Consider the following 16400-nt stretch of genomic DNA (forward strand, 5'->3'; position numbering starts at 1 on the left):
TCAGCAGCTCCGATCGAGCAGCAGCTTCGCTGCCACCGTTGTGCCGTCGGTTCGGATCGTGCCGGCCACGGCGGTCGCCCGTACGCCGGTCTCGGGGGCCAGGGCCGTTTTGAGGGCGACCGACAGGGACTCGAAAGTCGGAGTCGGGCCGTCGTGTGCCACACCGACGCCCAGGTCTGCCACCCGGCCGGCCCAGTACGGCTGGTCTGTCGCCTGCGGTACCACCACCTGGGGCGCCCCGGCCCGGGTGGCTGTGGTCGTGGTACCCGCGCCACCGTGGTGTACGACGGCGGCCACGCGGCGGAACAGTGCCTGCTGGTTGACCTCGTCGACGGCGAAGCAGTCATCCTGATCGTCGATCAGCGCCAGGTCGGCCCAGCCGCGCTTGACGATTGCGCGGCGGCCCTGGGCGCGGATCGCCTCGATGCCCACCTGGGCCGCGTCGGTCGAGGCGTGCATGGGCATGCTGCCGAAACCCACGTACACCGGTGGTTCGCCGGCGTCCAGGAACGCCACCAGCTCGTCCGGCAGCGGGCGCTCGTCCGGCAGGATCCACGCGCCGGTCTGTACGACGTCGAGGTCCGCGGGCTCCTTCCACGGGTCCAGGGTCGGGTCCGTCGCCAGCCACGGCTGGTCGCCGATGACGTAGTCGCGAACGTTGTCCACCGGCGGCAGGCCGATCGATGCCCGGTTGGTGTTGAGCGCCTCGCCGAACAACGCATTGTTGCTCTGGGCATCCAGTTCCCACAGCACCCGGTTGTCGGTCACGTCCGGCGGGAACGGCCTGCCGCGATACGCCAGCGGTGCGTGGTACAGCGACGGCAGGGTGAGCTGCTGGAAGGTGACGGACACGGACCGGATGCCGAGTTTCTCGGCCACCGACAGCGCGCCGGCAGCAGCCGGCATCATGCCGGTCGCCACCAACGCATCGCATCCCTCGGCTGCCGCGGTGATCGCGACCAACTGGTCGGCGATCAACTCGGCCGCGCGCTCGGACATGGATGACGGCGGCGGCGCCGCTTTCGTCAGCTCCCGCGCCGACTGGCCGACCGGCACCATCGGCACGCCGACACCTGCCAGCAACTCCGCGAAGTCCGGCGGCGCGCACACCCGCACCTCCGCGCCCAAGGCCCGCAACTCCACCGCGAGTCCCATCAGCGGTTCGACGTCCCCGCGCGACCCGTACGTCGACAACAACACCCGCATTTTTCGTGCTCCCCGTTTCGTCGATTCTGGCTTCGGTCGACGATTCTGCGGCACGAACAGGGCCTTGCGGCAAGTCCCCCCGTGCGCTATAAGTTAGGAGTGGCAAGGAGTGACACTCTCCTTGCCTTTCCTTATGCCCGCCGCTGGTCAGGTGCAGATGGCCTTGTCCAGGAAGGCGTCCACGGCGTCGTCGGGGTTACCGCAGTCATTTCGCTCCGTCCTCCTCACCACTGGTCGGCTCGAGCATGATCACCGGGATGTCGCGATGGGACGCGCGACGGCGGTACTGGGCTCAGCCCGGATAGATGTCGAGGCCGCGCTGGAAGTAGCGTTCCCGCTCGTCACCCGCCAATTTGCGTGCAGTCATCGCGACGCTCCGGCTGCCGACTCGTACGTCGGCGTGGCCGTCCGTGCTCCGGTCGTCGTCAGCATCACCACCGGAAGCCCGGAAGCGATGGTGGAGAACGTCGTCCGACCAGGGCTGGCACGGAACACGACATGGTCGACGCGATGCAGCCATCGCACGGAGATCCAGGCCCCTGCGCGGGTTGCGACCGCCTGCCGGACAACCCGCCTCAGCAAACCGGCATCGCGATAGCTGTCCACCATCACGGCCTCGTTTCGATGATGCGAAACTTGCCGGCGGCGTCGCGGCCCTCCTCGATTCGCGGTACCAACCGCACGTCGAGCTGGACGCCCCTCGACGCCAAGAGCGGCGAGCTTCGCACCAAGCCGATCGGTGATGGCCGCGGCGGCCGGCTCAGGCGCGGCACCCGCGCGCAGCGTCGCCGAGACGGTCATCTTCGTTCCCTCGTGAAGAATCCGGTACTGCGCGAGGTCGGCGACCGTGGCCATGGCGCTCCGGAGTGCGAGCGGATGTACTGCGACGTTGCCACCACTGGCGGTTGGCAAGTGGAGAATGTCATCGCTGCGCCCGTCGAGCGCACTCAGTACGGCGAATGGTCGACCGCACGGGCAGGGTTGCTCCGCCGCTGTCGCGAGGTCGGTGATGACGTACCGGATCAGCGGCAGCGTGCGGTTGACGAGGTTGGTGACGAGCAGTCGGTTGCCGCGCTGTCCGGCCGGCACCGGGCGATTGTTGCTGTCGACAACCTCCACGATCGCCAGATCCTCGAACAGGTGAGCACCCGTGTGCTCGGAGCAGTGCGCACCGAGCATCGGCACCTCTGTCGTGCCGTAGATCTGGTACCACGGCACGTCCCACACGGTGCGGACCGCGCGAACCGTCTCGTCGGTGTGGGTCTCACCCGAGGAGACGATCGTCGACGGATCGATCCGCAGGCGACCCGCGGCCTGCTCCGTCGCCAGCAGCCCGAGCACCGACGGGTAGCTGTAGAGGAACTCGGGCCGGAACTCGTTCAGTCGCTGGACCAGTACTTCGATCGGCGCAGTCGCATCGAGCCGGAGTACGCGGTGTACGCCGAAGTCGAGACTGCGCGACATGCGATAGGTCACGTGCACCGACCTCGCCGCGGCGACCGTGGCCACTCGCCTTCGCGGGAGGCGCGGGCGCAACCCCATGTACTCGTTGGAGCGCAACAGACCGGCGAGGAACGTCCGCCACTCGTCGGGATCGGCGACGAAGATTCCTCTCCGGCCAGTGCTGCCGGCTGTCGCAACCACCCGGTACTGCCCGAGGTACAGGTCGTCTGTCGTCAGCCCGGCCAGGTGTGTCTCGAGGTCGGTCAGCCGCAGGCGCTGGTCGGTGACGATGTCGTCGAAGTGATCCATCAGCGTTGCCTTGTCGATCACCGGCAACTGGTCCAGCGAGACCTCATCGTCGAGGCCGGCGTACAGCTTGCTGTAGAAGGGCGAGTGCGCCCTGGCATGGCGTACGAGTTCGGCAAGCCGGGTGCGCTGGTATTCCTGCAGGTGCTCGCGGCTCCAGCCGTCATGGCTGAGCAGCTCGCGGGAGCGGGGGAAGGCGACCCTCACGTCGGCCAATTGCCTCACTGTGCTCATCGCGATAGGCCTTTCATGATGAATGCGGCCAGCTCGGCGAACCGTTCGTCGGGCATCCCGTCGGGATGCGCGAGCCGCTCGAGTGTCAGCCCGTTGGCGAGCGCGGCGGCGGCCACGGCGACCTCGTCGGTACTCAGCACGAGACGTTCCCCGGTGCGCGCGAGCATCTCGTCGAGCATCCGGGCGATGGCCTGCTTGAGCGAGTCGTGGCGCTCGGCGAACTGCTTGCGGAGTTCCGGGTCGCGGGCTGCGTGCGCCCAGAACTCGATGACCAGCGGCGACCAGCCGCGGTCGTTGCCGCTGACCGCCGCGAACTGCCGGGCGAGTTGCTCGGCATGCTCGGCCGCGGTTGTCGCGGAGGCAACCACGGTCTCCATGCCACGGATCCGCTCGGCCAGGTGCGCGTCGAGCACGGCGAGGAAGAGGTCGGCCTTGCCGCGGAACGCCGAGTACACGGCACCGGTAGAGAAGCCCGCCTCCGCGGCGACATCGGCGACTGACGACGCGTGGTACCCGCGCTCCAGGAACACCCGCCGGGCCGCATCGACCAGGTCAGTGCGTGTCCGAGCCTTGCTCTCCGCCCGAGTCAGCCGCTCTTTCATATAACGACGTTATTCAGAGAACACCGTTATGTCAACGCTCAACGGGGACCTCCGTCAGCACGGGGGATGGAAGTCCTCGGGCCAGGTCGTTCTGTCGCAGGTCAGGGCGGCCAACTTGGTGTGGGTCAGCTCGGCGTCAGCTAGGTCGGTGTTGGTCAGGTTTGCGCCGGTGAGGTCCGCGCCGGTCAGTTGCGCACCTATCAGGTATGCCCCGGTGAGATTCGCTTCGCGCAGGTTCGCACCGGTCAGGTCCGCGGCGAACAGTTGCGCGCCTTCCAGTGCCGCGAATTCCAGGGTGGCGTCGGTCAGCTTCGCTTTCGCCAGGTTCGCGGAGGTCAGGGTCGTCAAGAAGAGGTTCGCGCCGGCCAGCTTCGCGTTGGCCAGATTCGTGTCGGTCAGATCCGCGCGGTACAGGTCCACTCGAGACAGGTCCGCTTCGGTCAGGTCCGCGCTGCGCAGTACGACCGATCTGAGGTCGAAGCCGGAGAAGTCGACGCCGCGGAGCAGCATCGTCGGCAACTCGGCGCCATTCTGGTCGGTACCGCGCGGTCGTGGCTGGTCGACCAGAACCTTCAACGCAGCAAGGACATCGGCAGGCGGCACCTGGACGGACTGGAGCCCTTGTGGGTGGGGCGCCTGGGCTGCTCCGACACGGACGAAGCCGCTGAGGACCTCGGAGATAGCGCGTTGATCGCCGGGTGACTCCCGCATCAGACGGGCGAACGAATGCACCGCCCCTAGGCGTACTGCGATCGTGTCCGCCCCTAGTTGTTCGACGGAGCGCGAGAACCGCTCAGCTGCCTGTGCGACTTCGGCTTGACGTTCCTGCTCAGTTGACTGCCGGACCGCCTGGCCGAAGAAGACCAGGCCGCCGACCAACGCGAGAAGCAGCGCGACGGCACCGGCGACCGCCGCGCGAACGGCCCACGGCCCCTGAGACGCACCTGCGTCTGCCGAGCGCTGGCGTGCGGTTCGAGATCCGCTACGGCGGGCCACGGCGGCTCCGATGAAGCAAGCGCCGGCAGCGACGTACCGGCGCTGGTGTAGGACCCTTCCATCGTCTCAACGATGTCAATGAGAACTGAGCAACACCGGGCGCTCGATCCAAGCCCCGAGATCGTGAGCGTCATCGAAGGTGAGCAGAGAGTACGGCGGGCAACCGGGTAGAGGCGTGACACCGGTGAGCGCGTGGTCCGGCGCGAAGAGGAGCAAGCGGCCGCTCTCTCGATCAACGAGCGTGAGGTTTCCGTTGGCCTCAACGGCGACGGCGTAGTACTCGTCCGGCTGGATGGGATAGTCAATCCATCGGCTTTCCAGAGCCATGAGTAATCAGCCAGTACCTCGGAGACGGGCGTCCGGCTAGCCGCCGCGGTCAGGATCTCGTTCTGGTTCAGCCACCATGTTTCGGGCTCTCGGAAGCACTCGACGATCCCGCCGCAGACCATCCAGAAATCCCTGTGGATGGGGTGGACCTGGCCGATGTCGGCGGCCATCGGCGGGTGGCATAGCCAGCCTCTCCGGTCGACCTCGGGACCCCAGGCAAGTAGTTCGTACTCCGTGCCCGCGATCGAAATCGGTGTGAGAGTGGCTGAGGCCAGCAGGGCTGAGAGGTGCGGTAGCCCGGCGACCCCGCCTCTCGACCAGGGCCGAGCTTCGCCGACCGTCGCAGTGTCTCCGGGTTGGAGGAACGATGGGGTTTGCTCGAGGAATTGATCCCAGTCACGCATGATGGGCCAGATCATTGCACGCAGCCGCCGCGGAGGGGGGTTTGTAGACTCGGCTGGTGTTTGCCGCTGGGGCCTGGAGCCGTTCGGGGTTGGCTTGCCGCGCGTGTAGCTGCGTGGGCCGCTAGTGGGCGCCGCGGACCGTTGGGGTGAGGTGGGGCTTGGCGTACTGCGGGAGGCGGCTGCGGAGGCGCCTCGGGAGGCTGGGGTTTACCTGTTTCTCGCTGAGCGCGGCGAGGTGCTCTACGTGGGGAAGGCCGGGGATTTGCGGCAGCGGCTTCGGCAGCATGCTGCGGTGAAGGGGCCTGGGTCGGGGCTGGATGAGCGGTACGACCTGGTTCGGCGGGTCGTGTGGGAGGTCGCTGTTGATGAGGAGGCCGCCGTATGGCGGGAGGCGGAGTTGATGTTTGCGCTTCGACCACCGTTCAATGCCAATACAGGGCTTCGCGGGGCTGATCCGGTCGGGATGGACGCGCGGGTTCCTTACGTCGTGGTGCGTGAGTTGGCGGCGGGGACGCTCGGTTTCAGCTTGGAGCCTGCTGTTCCTTCGATCGGGAAGGCGTACGGGTGCTTTCCTCATCTGGGCAAGGGCGTCGCGTCCAGGCTCGGGATCGCTTGCAGCGATGGATACACGGCTCTTTTGCGACTTCTGTGGGCGGCCTCAGGCGAGGGCAGCCATACGCCGGCCGCTATCACGAGGTCGGCGCCTGAATCGTTCGTGGTGGCGGTGCAGCCGGAGGTTCGAGATGCGCTGCATCGGTTTCTCTCCGGAACGAGGGCTCGGCTGGCCGATGAGTTGCTGCAGGCTGCGGGCCATCGGCCGGCGTTCATGCAACCCGCGCTACGGCGTGACAAGGAGACCGCGTTGCAGTTCTTCGTCGGTGGACCGAAGCTCGTACGAGCACGTCGGCTGCGCCACGGCGTACGGGCGCGAGTTCTCGACGTCGAGACCTACCGGAGTCTTGTGCGGGAGGAGATCAGCCCGGTGATCAATGGATGACTCCTACTTCGTGGTGGTCAGGTTGATGCCGTCGGCGCCGTCTGGTGTGCGGAGTTCCAGGCGGTTGGAGTCGATGGAGTAGGTCAGCTTGCCCTTCAACCTGGACAGCAGGGCCTGTTCCAGCTCGGCGGCGTCACCCGCGCAGGCTTTGCGGGTCGTGCTGAGCTCACCGACGGTCAGGTTGGCGCCGGTACGGGTTGCCGTCCCCTGGAACTCGTTGCAGCCGGTCCAACCGGTGATCCGCCCGTCCCTGATCGTGAAATACGCCGTCCCCGGGAAATGCTGGAAGGCCAACGGCCCGGACATCACCGACTCCAGAGCCCACTTGGTGCCGACGAGCGGCTTGTCCGGTTCGGCGATCTTCCGGTCTTGAAGGACCACCGTCGTCCTGCCTCTGGTGATGGTGAGGAGGTCGCCCTCGAGCTTCCAGGTCGGCTTGTCCAGCAGCAGCCGTTCGAGCCATTTGTCTTGGGCGTCGCCGGCCGGGCCGCAGCTCATCTCGGTGCCACCGATACCGTCGATCGACAACGTGCCGCCGTTGGTCGAGACGTAGCCACCCAGCCAGTTGCAGCCTGCGTTGGCCGACAGCACTCCATCGTCCCTGAAGTCCAAGCGGATCCGGGTGTCCGGCACCAACGGCTTGACCTCACCGTCCTCGGTCACCGTCAGGGACAGGTACGCCTTGCCAATCAACGAGCCGCCGCCACCACCCTCGCCCACTTCACGGCCGCTGGCGCCCACCTCGCCGCCGCCGGCGTTCGCCGTACTGGCACAGGCGGTCACGATCAGCGCAACCCCAGCCATCACCACGCCCAGCATTCGCATCACATCCTCAAGCACGCCGCTGAAAGCCTCGACGTTGCGTCTGAGCAGCGTATTCGAGATCGAGCCTGGATACTGGGCCGATGCAGATCAGTCGACGGATGATTGTGTTGGACGCCGCGGATCTCGAGGCGGAGAGTGCGTTCTGGGCCGGACTCCTGGGTGGGACCGTCATTGCGAGCGACCGGTGGCACAACATCTGGGTCGATGGCGAGTGGCAGCTCGGCATACAGCTGGCGCCTGACCACGTTCAGCCCGAGTGGCCTGACGGAACCCCACAGCAGATCCACTTCGACCTGTACATCGACGACCTCGACGCCGCGCACGACGAAGTGATCGGCTTGGGTGGCAGGCTGTTGAAGGCAGCCGAGGATCGCAGCGCTGTGTCAGGCGCCCAGGTGTACGCCGACCCAGCCGGCCACCCGTTCTGCTTGTGCTGGCTCCCGGATTAGATTGGGCGTCGCGGTGGAGGGTGGTTGACCGCTATCGTCCGGGCGTGGTGAATGTCCTGGCTGGGGTGCGTCCGGGGAGTGTGGCCGGCGCGGGAGCGGTCGCGTACGAGGTTGGGCTTGAAGGCGCCAGTCAACTGATCGGCTTCTACGCCGGGTTGATCGCGGGCCAGGAGGACGCCGCTGAGCCGGACACGGAGGCGATGGCTCGCTGGCGGGTGGAGCTGAGGGCGTGGGGCGTCCGGCGACGGGAGTTGACGCCGCAGGATGCCCGGGAGATCGCCGCCATCCAGATCGAGGGCGAGGAACTGCTCGCCGATCCCTCCGACGAAGATGATGAGGAAGCAGGGCCGAGTACGGCGCACCGCGCGGCGGCTCTGCAGGCGGCGACGGTACTGCGGGAGCAGGTGCTCGAGGAATCCGAGAGCGAGCGGATCTTCCGGGATCGGATCGCTCCGGTCGAGCTGACCGGCACGTCGCAGATCCATCCGGTGGTCGTGATCGTCGCTGGTCAGCCGGGCGATGGCAAGGCGGCGATCACCGCGCTCGCGCAGGGCGTTCTGAACAGCCGCGGCCGCTCGGTGACAATCAGCCCGGACCGCTACGAGCCGCACCATCCCGGCTTCCACGCACTGATGGCCGATGAACCGCCGCCGGCCGACAGCCACTTGCGCGAGGATACCGGTCGATGGATGGCCAGGGCGACGTCGTACGCGCGCTCGCAGCGCTTCGACGTCGTGCTGGAGTCGGTACCGCGAGAACCGGGCGCCTTCGAGGAGCAGGCCAGGCAGTTCAAGGCGGCCGGATACCAGGTCGAGGTCGCGTTGGTCGCCGTGAACGAGGCGGCCAGCCGGTTCGGAGTACTGGATCGCCACCTTCGCGCGCTGGAGGTGTACGGCTACGGCCGGCTCGCGGATCGGGAGCTTCATGATGCTTGTTATCAAGGAGTACTGCGCTCAGCCGAGGTGATCGACCGCGAGGACTTCGCCGATCGCGTCGCCGTACTCCGTCCGGATGGGCAGCTGATCTACGGCAACCAGCGAACCGTGGACAGTAGGTGGCAGCAGCCGCCGAGAACGGCCGATGCGCTCAACTGGGAGCGGGACCGGCCGTGGACAGTCGCGGAATCGCGACTCTTCCTCGACGCGATCCTGGAACTCCAGCAGATCGGCCTCTCGGCTCCCGTCCCGTGGATCCGGAGCGAGGCGATCGATGGCGCCAGGACGGTCAACGCGCTGGCAGCCCCACGGCTCCATCCGGACGCCGTCACCCTGCACATCGCAACAGCCGGAGTGTCTAGACCAGACGCCTAGGCGGGCCTACCGCTCGGGTAGGCCCGCCGGCCGGCAGCCCGAGCTATACGCCGTTCTCGTTGCCCTGCTTGCGCTGGCGGCCGCTGAAGTCCTTCACGACCCGCCCCTTCGGGTCGACGACCTTGTCGCCCTTCATTCCGCCGCCGGATCCGGCCGCCCGCTTGGCCTGGCGACCCGACATCCAGCCACCGTTCTCCGGGTCCTGCTTGGCCTGTGATTTCTTTCCCCATGCCATGAGTCTTCTTCTCCTTCAGGTGTGATGAAGCGAAGTCCCCGTGGTCGTGCAAACGCTATGCCGGATGCTATTGGCCCAGAGGTTCGCAATGACCGATTGCGGCTTGCGACCTGGGAGTGATCGCGCCGCCCCTCTCTGTTGTCGGTCAAGCGCGCGGCATTTCGAGACTGGCCAGGGTCGATGCCCTAGGCAACTAGCCGCGAAACTCAACGATCGGTAGTGAGGAGACAGCGGTGGGTAGTAGTTGAGATCAGGCCTTATCGGGCGGGGTATTCGCTGGCATGCTGACGCCGACACGGGGCACAGGTAGAACAAAGGTCGCTGGCGGGGGACGCGCAGCGGCACGACCCTTGGGGGGTTTCTACATGGCCAAGCATCGGGCGGTCCATGCCGCGAGTCGATGGTTGCCTGGCGTTGCCATGGCCGCGGTGGTGGCGGTGGTCGGCATGCTCATGCTGCGGCCCGATGATCAGAGCCCTCCGCAGAGCGGGGAAACTCCGGCTCCGGGTGTGGCCGCGGCTCCGGGTGTGGCCGTGACAGCGCCCACAGGATCATGTGCGGCGCTCCGGGCGGTTGCCGCCACCTCGTTCCGGCCGATGCTCGACAGTGTCGCGCCGAAGTTGCTGCAAGGGCCGGACTGCATGCGCCTCGACACGACGTACGCCGATGGGCGGGCCGCGGCAGCCGCTGTGGTGAAAGACAAGGCCCACGTGTGGATCCCGGACGACTCTTCCTGGTCGTCTGCCGCTGCCGAGGTCAAGCTGGCGAAGGACACCGCCGGCGCGGGTACCGTGCTCGCGACCAGCCCGCTGTACATGGTGAGCGACGCAGCCACCGGTACGCGGCTGCGACGGGCCGGTGGTTCGTGGATGGCGCTTGCGAACCTGGTGGACGCCCGGACGGTGCGGCTCGTAGTACGGGATCCTGCTGGATCAGGGGACGGCCTCATCGGTACCGGGGCTGTGGCGGAGGCCGTCTGGCAGGCCCAGGACATGGACGCGTCCGCGCTCTGGTTGTCCCGGGCGCGTGGCAGCACCCGCACTGTTGCGGCTTCCAGCGAAGTACTGCGGACCAAGGCCGGCGAGGTCGGCCTGGTGCCCGAGTACGCCTTGGCGGGAGCGTCTCTGTCGGGGCGGAGCGCCCTGCCGGGACGAGACTTCGCAGCCTTGCTCCGCTACACCTGGCAGCCCACAGCAACGGGAATTGCCGACCCCAAGAGTGTCGCCGGCCTGAAGCGGCTGCAAGAGGCGCTCAGTGGGGATGACGCCTCCGAGGCACGCGCCACGGCACGTCTACGCGACGCCAGCGGTACTGCGACGCCGAACGCCGGCCTGCTCGCGACGAACCTCGCGAAGGCTCTCCCGGTTCTTGGCGGTCATCATGTCGATCACGTCTTCGCCACCTGGTACGCGCAGGACCGGCGTACCGATGCGCTCATCGTGGTCGATGTGTCCGGCTCGATGGCGAAACCCGCACCCGGCTCGGCCACTCCCCTGATCGGGTTGGTGCGCGAGGGTGTGCGATCACTGGGTGGCATGCTGCCCAACGACGCGCGGCTGGGCCTGTGGGAGTTCGGCGTCGGGCTCCAGGGCACCAGCGACCATCGCGAACTGGTCCGTGAGGCGATGCTGACCCCCGCTCAGCGGCGGGCGCTGACCATCGCGCTGAACACCATGAACGCCAGACCTACGGGAACCGGCCTCCATGACACGATCCTGGCCGCGTACACCAGCGCACGCGACCGCTACCGGCCCGGAGTACCGAACCAGGTGATGGTCTTCACCGACGGCCGCAACGAGGACGATCCCGGCGGTGCCTCTGCGGGCCAGTTGGCCACGAGACTGCAAGCGGCCCAAGACCCCAAGCGACCAGTGCAGCTCAGTGTGGTGGCCTTCGGCGACCACCAAGCCGCCGAAGTGGTCGGCAAGGCCATCGAACCCATCGGCGGCTACGTAGACTTCCTCACCACCCCGGACCAGGTCGCAGCCGTCTTCATCCACGTGGCCGCCGGCGGCCTCCACCACTAGCCGTCAAGCAACACAACCAAGGGTCCATTGAATCGCCATTCCCGCACCGTACTGCGCACGCGAGGCGGGGTGGGCGAATCAGCGGTGGGGGTCTTGGCGGATGGGGATTTGGACTTGGAGGGTGGTGCCGGTGGGGGTGGGGAGGATGGTGATGGTGCCGCCGTGGCGTTCTGTGATTATGCGTTGGGCTATGTCGAGGCCCAGGCCGGTGCCTTTGCCGACGTCCTTGGTGGTGTAGAAGGCTTCGAAGGCTCGGGCTGCTACTTCGGGGGGCATGCCGGGGCCGGTGTCCGCGATCAGGACGATGACGTCGGTGCCTTCGGCGCGGGTGGTGATGTGGATCTTGCCGACGCCGTCCATCGCGTCGACGGCGTTGTCGATCAGGTTGGTCCAAACCTGGTTGAGCTCGCCGGCGTACGCCTCGATCCGCGGGAGTTCGCCGTACTCGCGGACCACTTCGACGCCGTCGCGGAGTTTGTGGGCGAGCATCACCAGGGTGCTCTCCAGCCCGGCCTCCACGTCGGTGGGCTGGAGTGAGCCGCGATCCATCTGCGAGTACGACCGGACGGCCGCGACCAGGTCGGAAATGCGCCGGGTCGACACCTTCACCTCGGACAGCAAGGTGACCGCGGCGAACGTGCTCGCCACCCAGTCCAGCCCAGGCTCGAGGTTGTCCACATCGAGCACGGCCGCCGCGCGTTCACACCAGGCGAGGTCGACGCCGGCAGCGGCCAGCGGCTGGGCGATCACCCAGTCCCGCTCGACCCCGTGGCGCGCGAGCCAGGTCGCGATCGCGTTCTCCTGGTCGGCGATGTCGAGCGGATCCAGTCCGACGGCCTGCGGCTCGATCTCCCGGCGCAGCTTGTCGAGTGCGGCCAATTGCGTCGCCGAGATCTCCCCCTGCGCCAGCCGGTCGAGCGAGGTGATCAGCGTCTGGCAGACGCTCTCGAGCGAGTCCGCCGCACGCGCCGCGGCCGCCGCCGGATTGTTGATCTCGTGCGCGAGACCGGCCGCGAGAGTTCCGAGCGTAACCAGGGACTGGCGCTGCCGCGCGGTCGCCTCGATGGACCGTGCCGTGCCATACACACCCTGGATGAGATGTCCCCCGAGCGGGAACCAGGAGTCAGTCAGCTCACGCAACACCTGAGCCGGCACCCGCAGTACCCGCCCTTCGAAGACCCCACGGCCGGTGGCGAGATAGACACCGCGCTCGTCCCAGGCCCTGAACCCACCGGCCCAGCGACCCGGCACATCCATCCGCCCGACGACCGAGTCCTCCCGCCCGACGTGCCGCACGAGGTCGAGAGCGCCGTCGACCAGCACCCACCAGTAGTCCGCGTGCTCACCCTCGTGGAACAGCTCGACACCCGGTTCGATCGATACTTCGGTACCGCCCTCGATCAACTGCCCGAGCTGTACGTCGTCCAGCCCGTGGAAGAGACCGAGTCCGCGGAGATCTTCGACCCGCATGTCACACCATCGCCAGGTAGCGGTGCACGAGGTACACCGACATCGCGCCCTCGCCGACGGCGGAGGCGACCCGCTTCATCGAATCGAGCCGTACGTCGCCGGCCGCGAAAACCCCGGGCACACTGGACTCCAGCGCGAAAGGTGCCCTGGGCAACCGCCAGCCGTCCCGCAGCATCAGATCCTGGCCCGTCACCACGAACCCCTTGTCGTCCCGAATCACGTCAGGGCCCAGCCAGTCGGTCCGGGGCGACGCGCCCACGAAGACGAACAGCCAACTCGTCTCCTCCTCCTCGACCCGGCCGGAGTCCCGGTCGCACACCGTGAGCGCCTCGAGGTGACCCTCGCCACGACAGCCCACCACCTCGGTCCGGCACCGCACGTGGATGTTCGGCGTGGAGGCGATCTTGTCGATCAGGTAGCGCGACATCGTGGTCTCGAGCGTCGAGCCCCGAACCAGCAGCACGACCCGCCTCGCGTAGCGCGCCAGGTTGAGCGCCGCCTGCCCGGCCGAGTTCGCGCCGCCGACGATGTAGACGTCATCCCCCTCGCACTGGCTGGCCTCACTCGCGCTGACGCCGTAGTACACGCCGCGGCCGGTCAGATCCTCGAGCCCCTGCGCGGCCAGCCGCCGATAGGAGACACCGGTGGCCACGATGAGCGCGCGAGCCTCGATCTCCCCCTCGCCCTCGAAGAGCACGGCATGCACCGGTCCCCGATTCTGGAAGCGGACGACCGGGCGGGCGAGCACCATCTCCGCGCCGAACCGGGAGACCTGGGCGACGGCCCGCTGGGTGAGATCGGAGCCGGTCAGCCCGCGTGGGAACCCGAGGTAGTTCTCGATCGACGCACTCTGTCCGGCCTGTCCCCCGGGTGCCTCCCGCTCCACGATCACGGTGCTCAAACCTTCGGACGCCGCGTACACGGCAGCCGCCAGCCCCGCCGGCCCACCGCCGACGATGCACACGTCGTACAAGGGCTGCTCGGCCCTGGTCCGCAGACCGAGCGCGCCCGCGAGATCGAGCGTCGTCGGCGACCGGAGGGTGTCCCCCTCGGGCAGCAGCACCAGAGGCAGATCACCCGCCACCGCCTCGGCGAGGCCGGTCAACCGCAGCGCCTCGCGATCACGCTCGACGTCGTACCAGTGGTACGGCACGTAATTGCGGGCCAGGAACGTCTTCACCTCGTGGCTGCGGTCGGACCAGCGGTTGCCGACCACCCGTACGTCGGACGTGTGGTCCGGGTTCGCCTGCCGCCAGTCGTCGAGCAGGTCGTCGATCACCGGGAAGAGCCGGTCCTCGGGCGGATCCCAGGGCTTGAGCAGGTAGTAGTCGAGGCCGATGTCGTTGATCGCCTTGATCGCGACGTCGGTGTCGGCGTACGCCGTGAGCAGCAGGTACTTCGCGCCGGGCGCATGGGTTCGCGCCTGCTCCAGCATCTCGATGCCGGTCATCTCCGGCATCCGCTGGTCGGCCGCGATCAACGCGACGGGCTGGTTACGCAGGGCGAGTTTGGTCAGCACGGCCAGCGCCTGCGCACCGGAGTTCGCCCGCACGATGAGGTAGTCGTCCCCGTAACGGTTGCGCAGGTCCCGCGAGATCGCGGCAGACACCATGGGATCGTCGTCGACGGTCAGGATGGTGGGTTTGCTCATCTAGCCAGCCCTTCGGGCCCGCCTCTTCGCCGCCCCCAGGGGAGCTCGAGGAATCGGTGAACCAGCCTGGCCAGGGTAACCGCGGTCCCGGCGGCTCGGATAGGTTTCGAGCTATGCCACGTACTCTTCGCCCGGGTCAGCGAGCAGAGCTCTTCGTCATCGACAGCGAGACCGGCGAGCAGCGGCTCGTCGTCAGCTCGACGGAATTGTTGTTCGAGGCGCCCAACTGGAGTCCGGACGGTGACTGCCTGATCATCAACGGTGACGGTCGGCTGTTCCGGATCCCCGTTGCCGGAGGCACCGAGCTCGAGGAGATCGACCTCGGCGGAGTACCGGCGATCAACAACGACCACGTGCTCAGCCCCGACGGCCTGACGGTCTATGTCTCCGCCGACGACGGCCACCTGTACGCCGTACCGCTCGCCGGCGGGGCTCCGTGGCGGGTGAGCAACGACCGTGGGCAACGGTTCCACCACTATCTGCACGGGATCTCGCCGGATGGGGGCACGCTGGCCTACATCGGGCTGGAGGGTCTGCCCGACGGCCGGCGGATCACCAACGTGTGGACGATCCCGGCGGCCGGTGGTGCGGACACCCAGGTCACCGACGACGAGCACGCCGACGACGGGTCCGAGTACAGCGCGGACGGGAAGTGGATCTACTTCAACTCCGAGCGGGCGTCGTCCGTGCCGGGTCATGCGCAGCTGTTCCGGATCTCGGGCGGCACGACCGAGCAGCTCACCCACGACGAGCGGGTCAACTGGTTCCCGCACCAGGCGCCCGACGGATCGACCGTCGCCTATGTCAGCTTCCCGCCCGGCACGCTCGGACATCCCGCCGATGTGGAGGACGTCCGGTTGCGGCTGCTCGACGCCGACGGCCGGATCCGGGAGTTGATCACACTGTTCGGCGGTCAGGGGACCATGAACGTTCCCAGCTGGTCTCCTGACAGCACTCGGTTCGCCTACGTCGCCTATCCACTAGAGCACTAGGAGCGGGCGGCGGCCGCCGGCTGGTTGGCCAGGAAGGTCTCCCAGGTCACGTGGCCGGTGGCGTGGTCCGGGGTCAGGTTGGCACCTGCGCGGAAGGCCTTCGCGGCCTTGCCCGGCAGCCGGATCGGCAGCACGGGGCGACGCTTGCCGACGGTCTGCAGGTAGTCGCGGATCAGGTCGGCCATCGGGTAGATCCGCGGACCGCCGATCTCCGCGACCAGACCGGCGGGCTCGCCCAGTGCGAGCTCGACGAGGCGATCCGCCACCTCCGCCGCCGCGATCGGCTGAGCGCTGGTACCGGTCGGCATCGGGAGAACCGGCAGCTTCGCCATCCCCTGGGCCATCAGCAGGATCAACTCGTGGAACTGGGTGGCCCGCAGTGTGGTCCACGGCAGCCCGGACTCGGCGATGATCTTCTCCGCCGCCATCTTCGCGCCGACGTAGCCGAACATCGTCCGGTCGATCCCGCTGGCCATCGGCGTCCGCTCGGCGCCGACGACGGAGATGTTCACGATGTGCGGCGACGTGCCGACCTTCTTGATCGCCTTCACCAGGTTGCGCGCCTTGTCGTCGTCGCCCTTGGAGCTGCCCGCGCAGTGCACGATGACCTCGACGCCCACGAGCGCCGCCCCGACTCCTTCACCGGTGGCCAGGTCGGCGGCGTAGTACTCGATGCCGTCGGCAACATCCTTGGCGTTCCTGCTCAGCACCCGTACGTCGCGGCCGGCGTCCCGGAGCCGGGCGACCACGAGCCGCCCGAGTGTTCCCGTACCGCCGGTGACCAGGATGGGTGATGTCATCACACGACCTCTTTCGTCTGCTGGAGAATCCGTCTCTGCTTGGCCGACGGATCGACTCCGGCGAATGTGACTGGCGACCTGGTATGCCGTGGGTCACACCGGCTACATCCCGGTCAGACCGGTCGC

15 protein-coding genes are annotated in these 16400 nt (G+C 67.7%); 5 read left to right on the top strand and 10 right to left on the bottom strand.

Going from position 1 to position 16400, the window contains the following annotated elements:
* The 5 genes from ACFPJ1_RS23655 to ACFPJ1_RS23675 all read right to left on the bottom strand — a co-directional run bounded on the left by ACFPJ1_RS23655 (position 1) and on the right by ACFPJ1_RS23675 (position 5114).
* Positions 1 to 1206 carry a glycosyltransferase gene (locus tag ACFPJ1_RS23655; RefSeq protein ID WP_380107063.1) on the bottom strand — a complete coding sequence of 402 codons (1206 nt, stop codon included), beginning with the start codon at positions 1204 to 1206 and terminating at the stop codon, positions 1 to 3.
* A 363-nt stretch (positions 1207 to 1569) separates the two neighbouring features.
* Positions 1570 to 3189: a phenylacetate--CoA ligase family protein gene (locus ACFPJ1_RS23660; RefSeq protein ID WP_380107065.1), complete on the bottom strand. Its 1620-nt coding sequence runs from the start codon at positions 3187 to 3189 to the stop codon at positions 1570 to 1572.
* Positions 3186 to 3791 (bottom strand): TetR/AcrR family transcriptional regulator, encoded by a 606-nt coding sequence (locus ACFPJ1_RS23665; RefSeq protein WP_380107067.1) that lies wholly within the window; start codon positions 3789 to 3791, stop codon positions 3186 to 3188. Before ACFPJ1_RS23665 ends, ACFPJ1_RS23660 begins: the two co-directional genes overlap by 4 nt.
* 54 nt (positions 3792 to 3845) lie before the next feature.
* A complete protein-coding gene (locus tag ACFPJ1_RS23670; RefSeq protein ID WP_380107068.1) occupies positions 3846 to 4787 on the bottom strand; it encodes a pentapeptide repeat-containing protein in 942 nt (313 codons plus the stop codon).
* A gap of 75 nt (positions 4788 to 4862) precedes the next feature.
* A complete protein-coding gene (locus tag ACFPJ1_RS23675) occupies positions 4863 to 5114 on the bottom strand; it encodes a hypothetical protein (protein ID WP_380107070.1) in 252 nt (83 codons plus the stop codon).
* A 555-nt stretch (positions 5115 to 5669) separates the two neighbouring features.
* Between ACFPJ1_RS23675 and ACFPJ1_RS23680 the strand changes: the two genes are divergently transcribed.
* Positions 5670 to 6515 carry a nucleotide excision repair endonuclease gene (locus ACFPJ1_RS23680; protein WP_380107071.1) on the top strand — a complete coding sequence of 282 codons (846 nt, stop codon included), beginning with the start codon at positions 5670 to 5672 and terminating at the stop codon, positions 6513 to 6515.
* Positions 6516 to 6518: 3 nt separating this feature from the next.
* On the opposite strand, the gene ACFPJ1_RS23685 is transcribed toward ACFPJ1_RS23680, so the two are convergent.
* Positions 6519 to 7340 carry an META domain-containing protein gene (locus ACFPJ1_RS23685; protein WP_380107072.1) on the bottom strand — a complete coding sequence of 274 codons (822 nt, stop codon included), beginning with the start codon at positions 7338 to 7340 and terminating at the stop codon, positions 6519 to 6521.
* 80 nt (positions 7341 to 7420) lie between these two features.
* Here ACFPJ1_RS23685 and ACFPJ1_RS23690 point away from each other — a divergent pair, with 80 nt between their 5' ends.
* Positions 7421 to 7789, top strand: coding sequence for a VOC family protein (locus tag ACFPJ1_RS23690; protein WP_380107073.1), 369 nt, complete (start codon positions 7421 to 7423; stop codon positions 7787 to 7789).
* 44 nt (positions 7790 to 7833) lie between these two features.
* Positions 7834 to 9099: a zeta toxin family protein gene (locus tag ACFPJ1_RS23695; protein WP_380107075.1), complete on the top strand. Its 1266-nt coding sequence runs from the start codon at positions 7834 to 7836 to the stop codon at positions 9097 to 9099.
* A gap of 43 nt (positions 9100 to 9142) precedes the next feature.
* Here ACFPJ1_RS23695 and ACFPJ1_RS23700 read toward each other — a convergent pair whose 3' ends face one another.
* Positions 9143 to 9334, bottom strand: a complete 192-nt coding sequence (locus ACFPJ1_RS23700; RefSeq protein WP_380107077.1) for a hypothetical protein — start codon at positions 9332 to 9334, stop codon at positions 9143 to 9145.
* Positions 9335 to 9699: 365 nt separating this feature from the next.
* On the opposite strand from ACFPJ1_RS23700, the gene ACFPJ1_RS23705 reads away from it, so the two are divergent.
* Positions 9700 to 11361, top strand: a complete 1662-nt coding sequence (locus ACFPJ1_RS23705; RefSeq protein WP_380107078.1) for a VWA domain-containing protein — start codon at positions 9700 to 9702, stop codon at positions 11359 to 11361.
* 78 nt (positions 11362 to 11439) lie between these two features.
* Here ACFPJ1_RS23705 and ACFPJ1_RS23710 read toward each other — a convergent pair whose 3' ends face one another.
* Together ACFPJ1_RS23710 and ACFPJ1_RS23715 are read right to left on the bottom strand one after the other, a co-directional pair.
* On the bottom strand, positions 11440 to 12831 hold the full coding sequence (locus ACFPJ1_RS23710) for a sensor histidine kinase (RefSeq protein ID WP_380107080.1): 1392 nt from the start codon (positions 12829 to 12831) through the stop codon (positions 11440 to 11442).
* 1 nt (position 12832) lies between these two features.
* Entirely contained in the window at positions 12833 to 14482 is a 1650-nt protein-coding gene (locus tag ACFPJ1_RS23715) for an NAD(P)/FAD-dependent oxidoreductase (RefSeq protein WP_380107082.1), read from the bottom strand.
* 113 nt (positions 14483 to 14595) lie between these two features.
* Here ACFPJ1_RS23715 and ACFPJ1_RS23720 point away from each other — a divergent pair, with 113 nt between their 5' ends.
* A complete protein-coding gene (locus ACFPJ1_RS23720) occupies positions 14596 to 15474 on the top strand; it encodes a TolB family protein (RefSeq protein WP_380107083.1) in 879 nt (292 codons plus the stop codon).
* On the opposite strand, the gene ACFPJ1_RS23725 is transcribed toward ACFPJ1_RS23720, so the two are convergent.
* Positions 15471 to 16274 (bottom strand): SDR family oxidoreductase, encoded by an 804-nt coding sequence (locus tag ACFPJ1_RS23725; protein WP_380107085.1) that lies wholly within the window; start codon positions 16272 to 16274, stop codon positions 15471 to 15473. The genes ACFPJ1_RS23720 and ACFPJ1_RS23725 overlap by 4 nt on opposite strands.
* Positions 16275 to 16400 lie beyond the last annotated feature (126 nt).

The organism is Kribbella qitaiheensis, assembly GCF_042657745.1.
In the GTDB taxonomy this organism is placed as follows: Bacteria; Actinomycetota; Actinomycetes; order Propionibacteriales; family Kribbellaceae; genus Kribbella; species Kribbella qitaiheensis.

What these genes read in the sequence shown, in the direction of transcription:
- ACFPJ1_RS23690 (WP_380107073.1), top strand. Translation starts at nt 7,421, where the DNA reads ATGCAGATCAGTCGACGGATGATTGTGTTGGACGCCGCGGATCTCGAG.
- ACFPJ1_RS23700 (WP_380107077.1), bottom strand. Translation starts at nt 9,334, where the DNA reads ATGGCATGGGGAAAGAAATCACAGGCCAAGCAGGACCCGGAGAACGGT.
- ACFPJ1_RS23665 (WP_380107067.1), bottom strand. Translation starts at nt 3,791, where the DNA reads ATGAAAGAGCGGCTGACTCGGGCGGAGAGCAAGGCTCGGACACGCACT.
- ACFPJ1_RS23705 (WP_380107078.1), top strand. Translation starts at nt 9,700, where the DNA reads ATGGCCAAGCATCGGGCGGTCCATGCCGCGAGTCGATGGTTGCCTGGC.
- ACFPJ1_RS23685 (WP_380107072.1), bottom strand. Translation starts at nt 7,340, where the DNA reads ATGCGAATGCTGGGCGTGGTGATGGCTGGGGTTGCGCTGATCGTGACC.
- ACFPJ1_RS23710 (WP_380107080.1), bottom strand. Translation starts at nt 12,831, where the DNA reads ATGCGGGTCGAAGATCTCCGCGGACTCGGTCTCTTCCACGGGCTGGAC.
- ACFPJ1_RS23715 (WP_380107082.1), bottom strand. Translation starts at nt 14,482, where the DNA reads ATGAGCAAACCCACCATCCTGACCGTCGACGACGATCCCATGGTGTCT.
- ACFPJ1_RS23720 (WP_380107083.1), top strand. Translation starts at nt 14,596, where the DNA reads ATGCCACGTACTCTTCGCCCGGGTCAGCGAGCAGAGCTCTTCGTCATC.
- ACFPJ1_RS23660 (WP_380107065.1), bottom strand. Translation starts at nt 3,189, where the DNA reads ATGAGCACAGTGAGGCAATTGGCCGACGTGAGGGTCGCCTTCCCCCGC.
- ACFPJ1_RS23655 (WP_380107063.1), bottom strand. Translation starts at nt 1,206, where the DNA reads ATGCGGGTGTTGTTGTCGACGTACGGGTCGCGCGGGGACGTCGAACCG.
- ACFPJ1_RS23725 (WP_380107085.1), bottom strand. Translation starts at nt 16,274, where the DNA reads ATGACATCACCCATCCTGGTCACCGGCGGTACGGGAACACTCGGGCGG.
- ACFPJ1_RS23675 (WP_380107070.1), bottom strand. Translation starts at nt 5,114, where the DNA reads ATGGCTCTGGAAAGCCGATGGATTGACTATCCCATCCAGCCGGACGAG.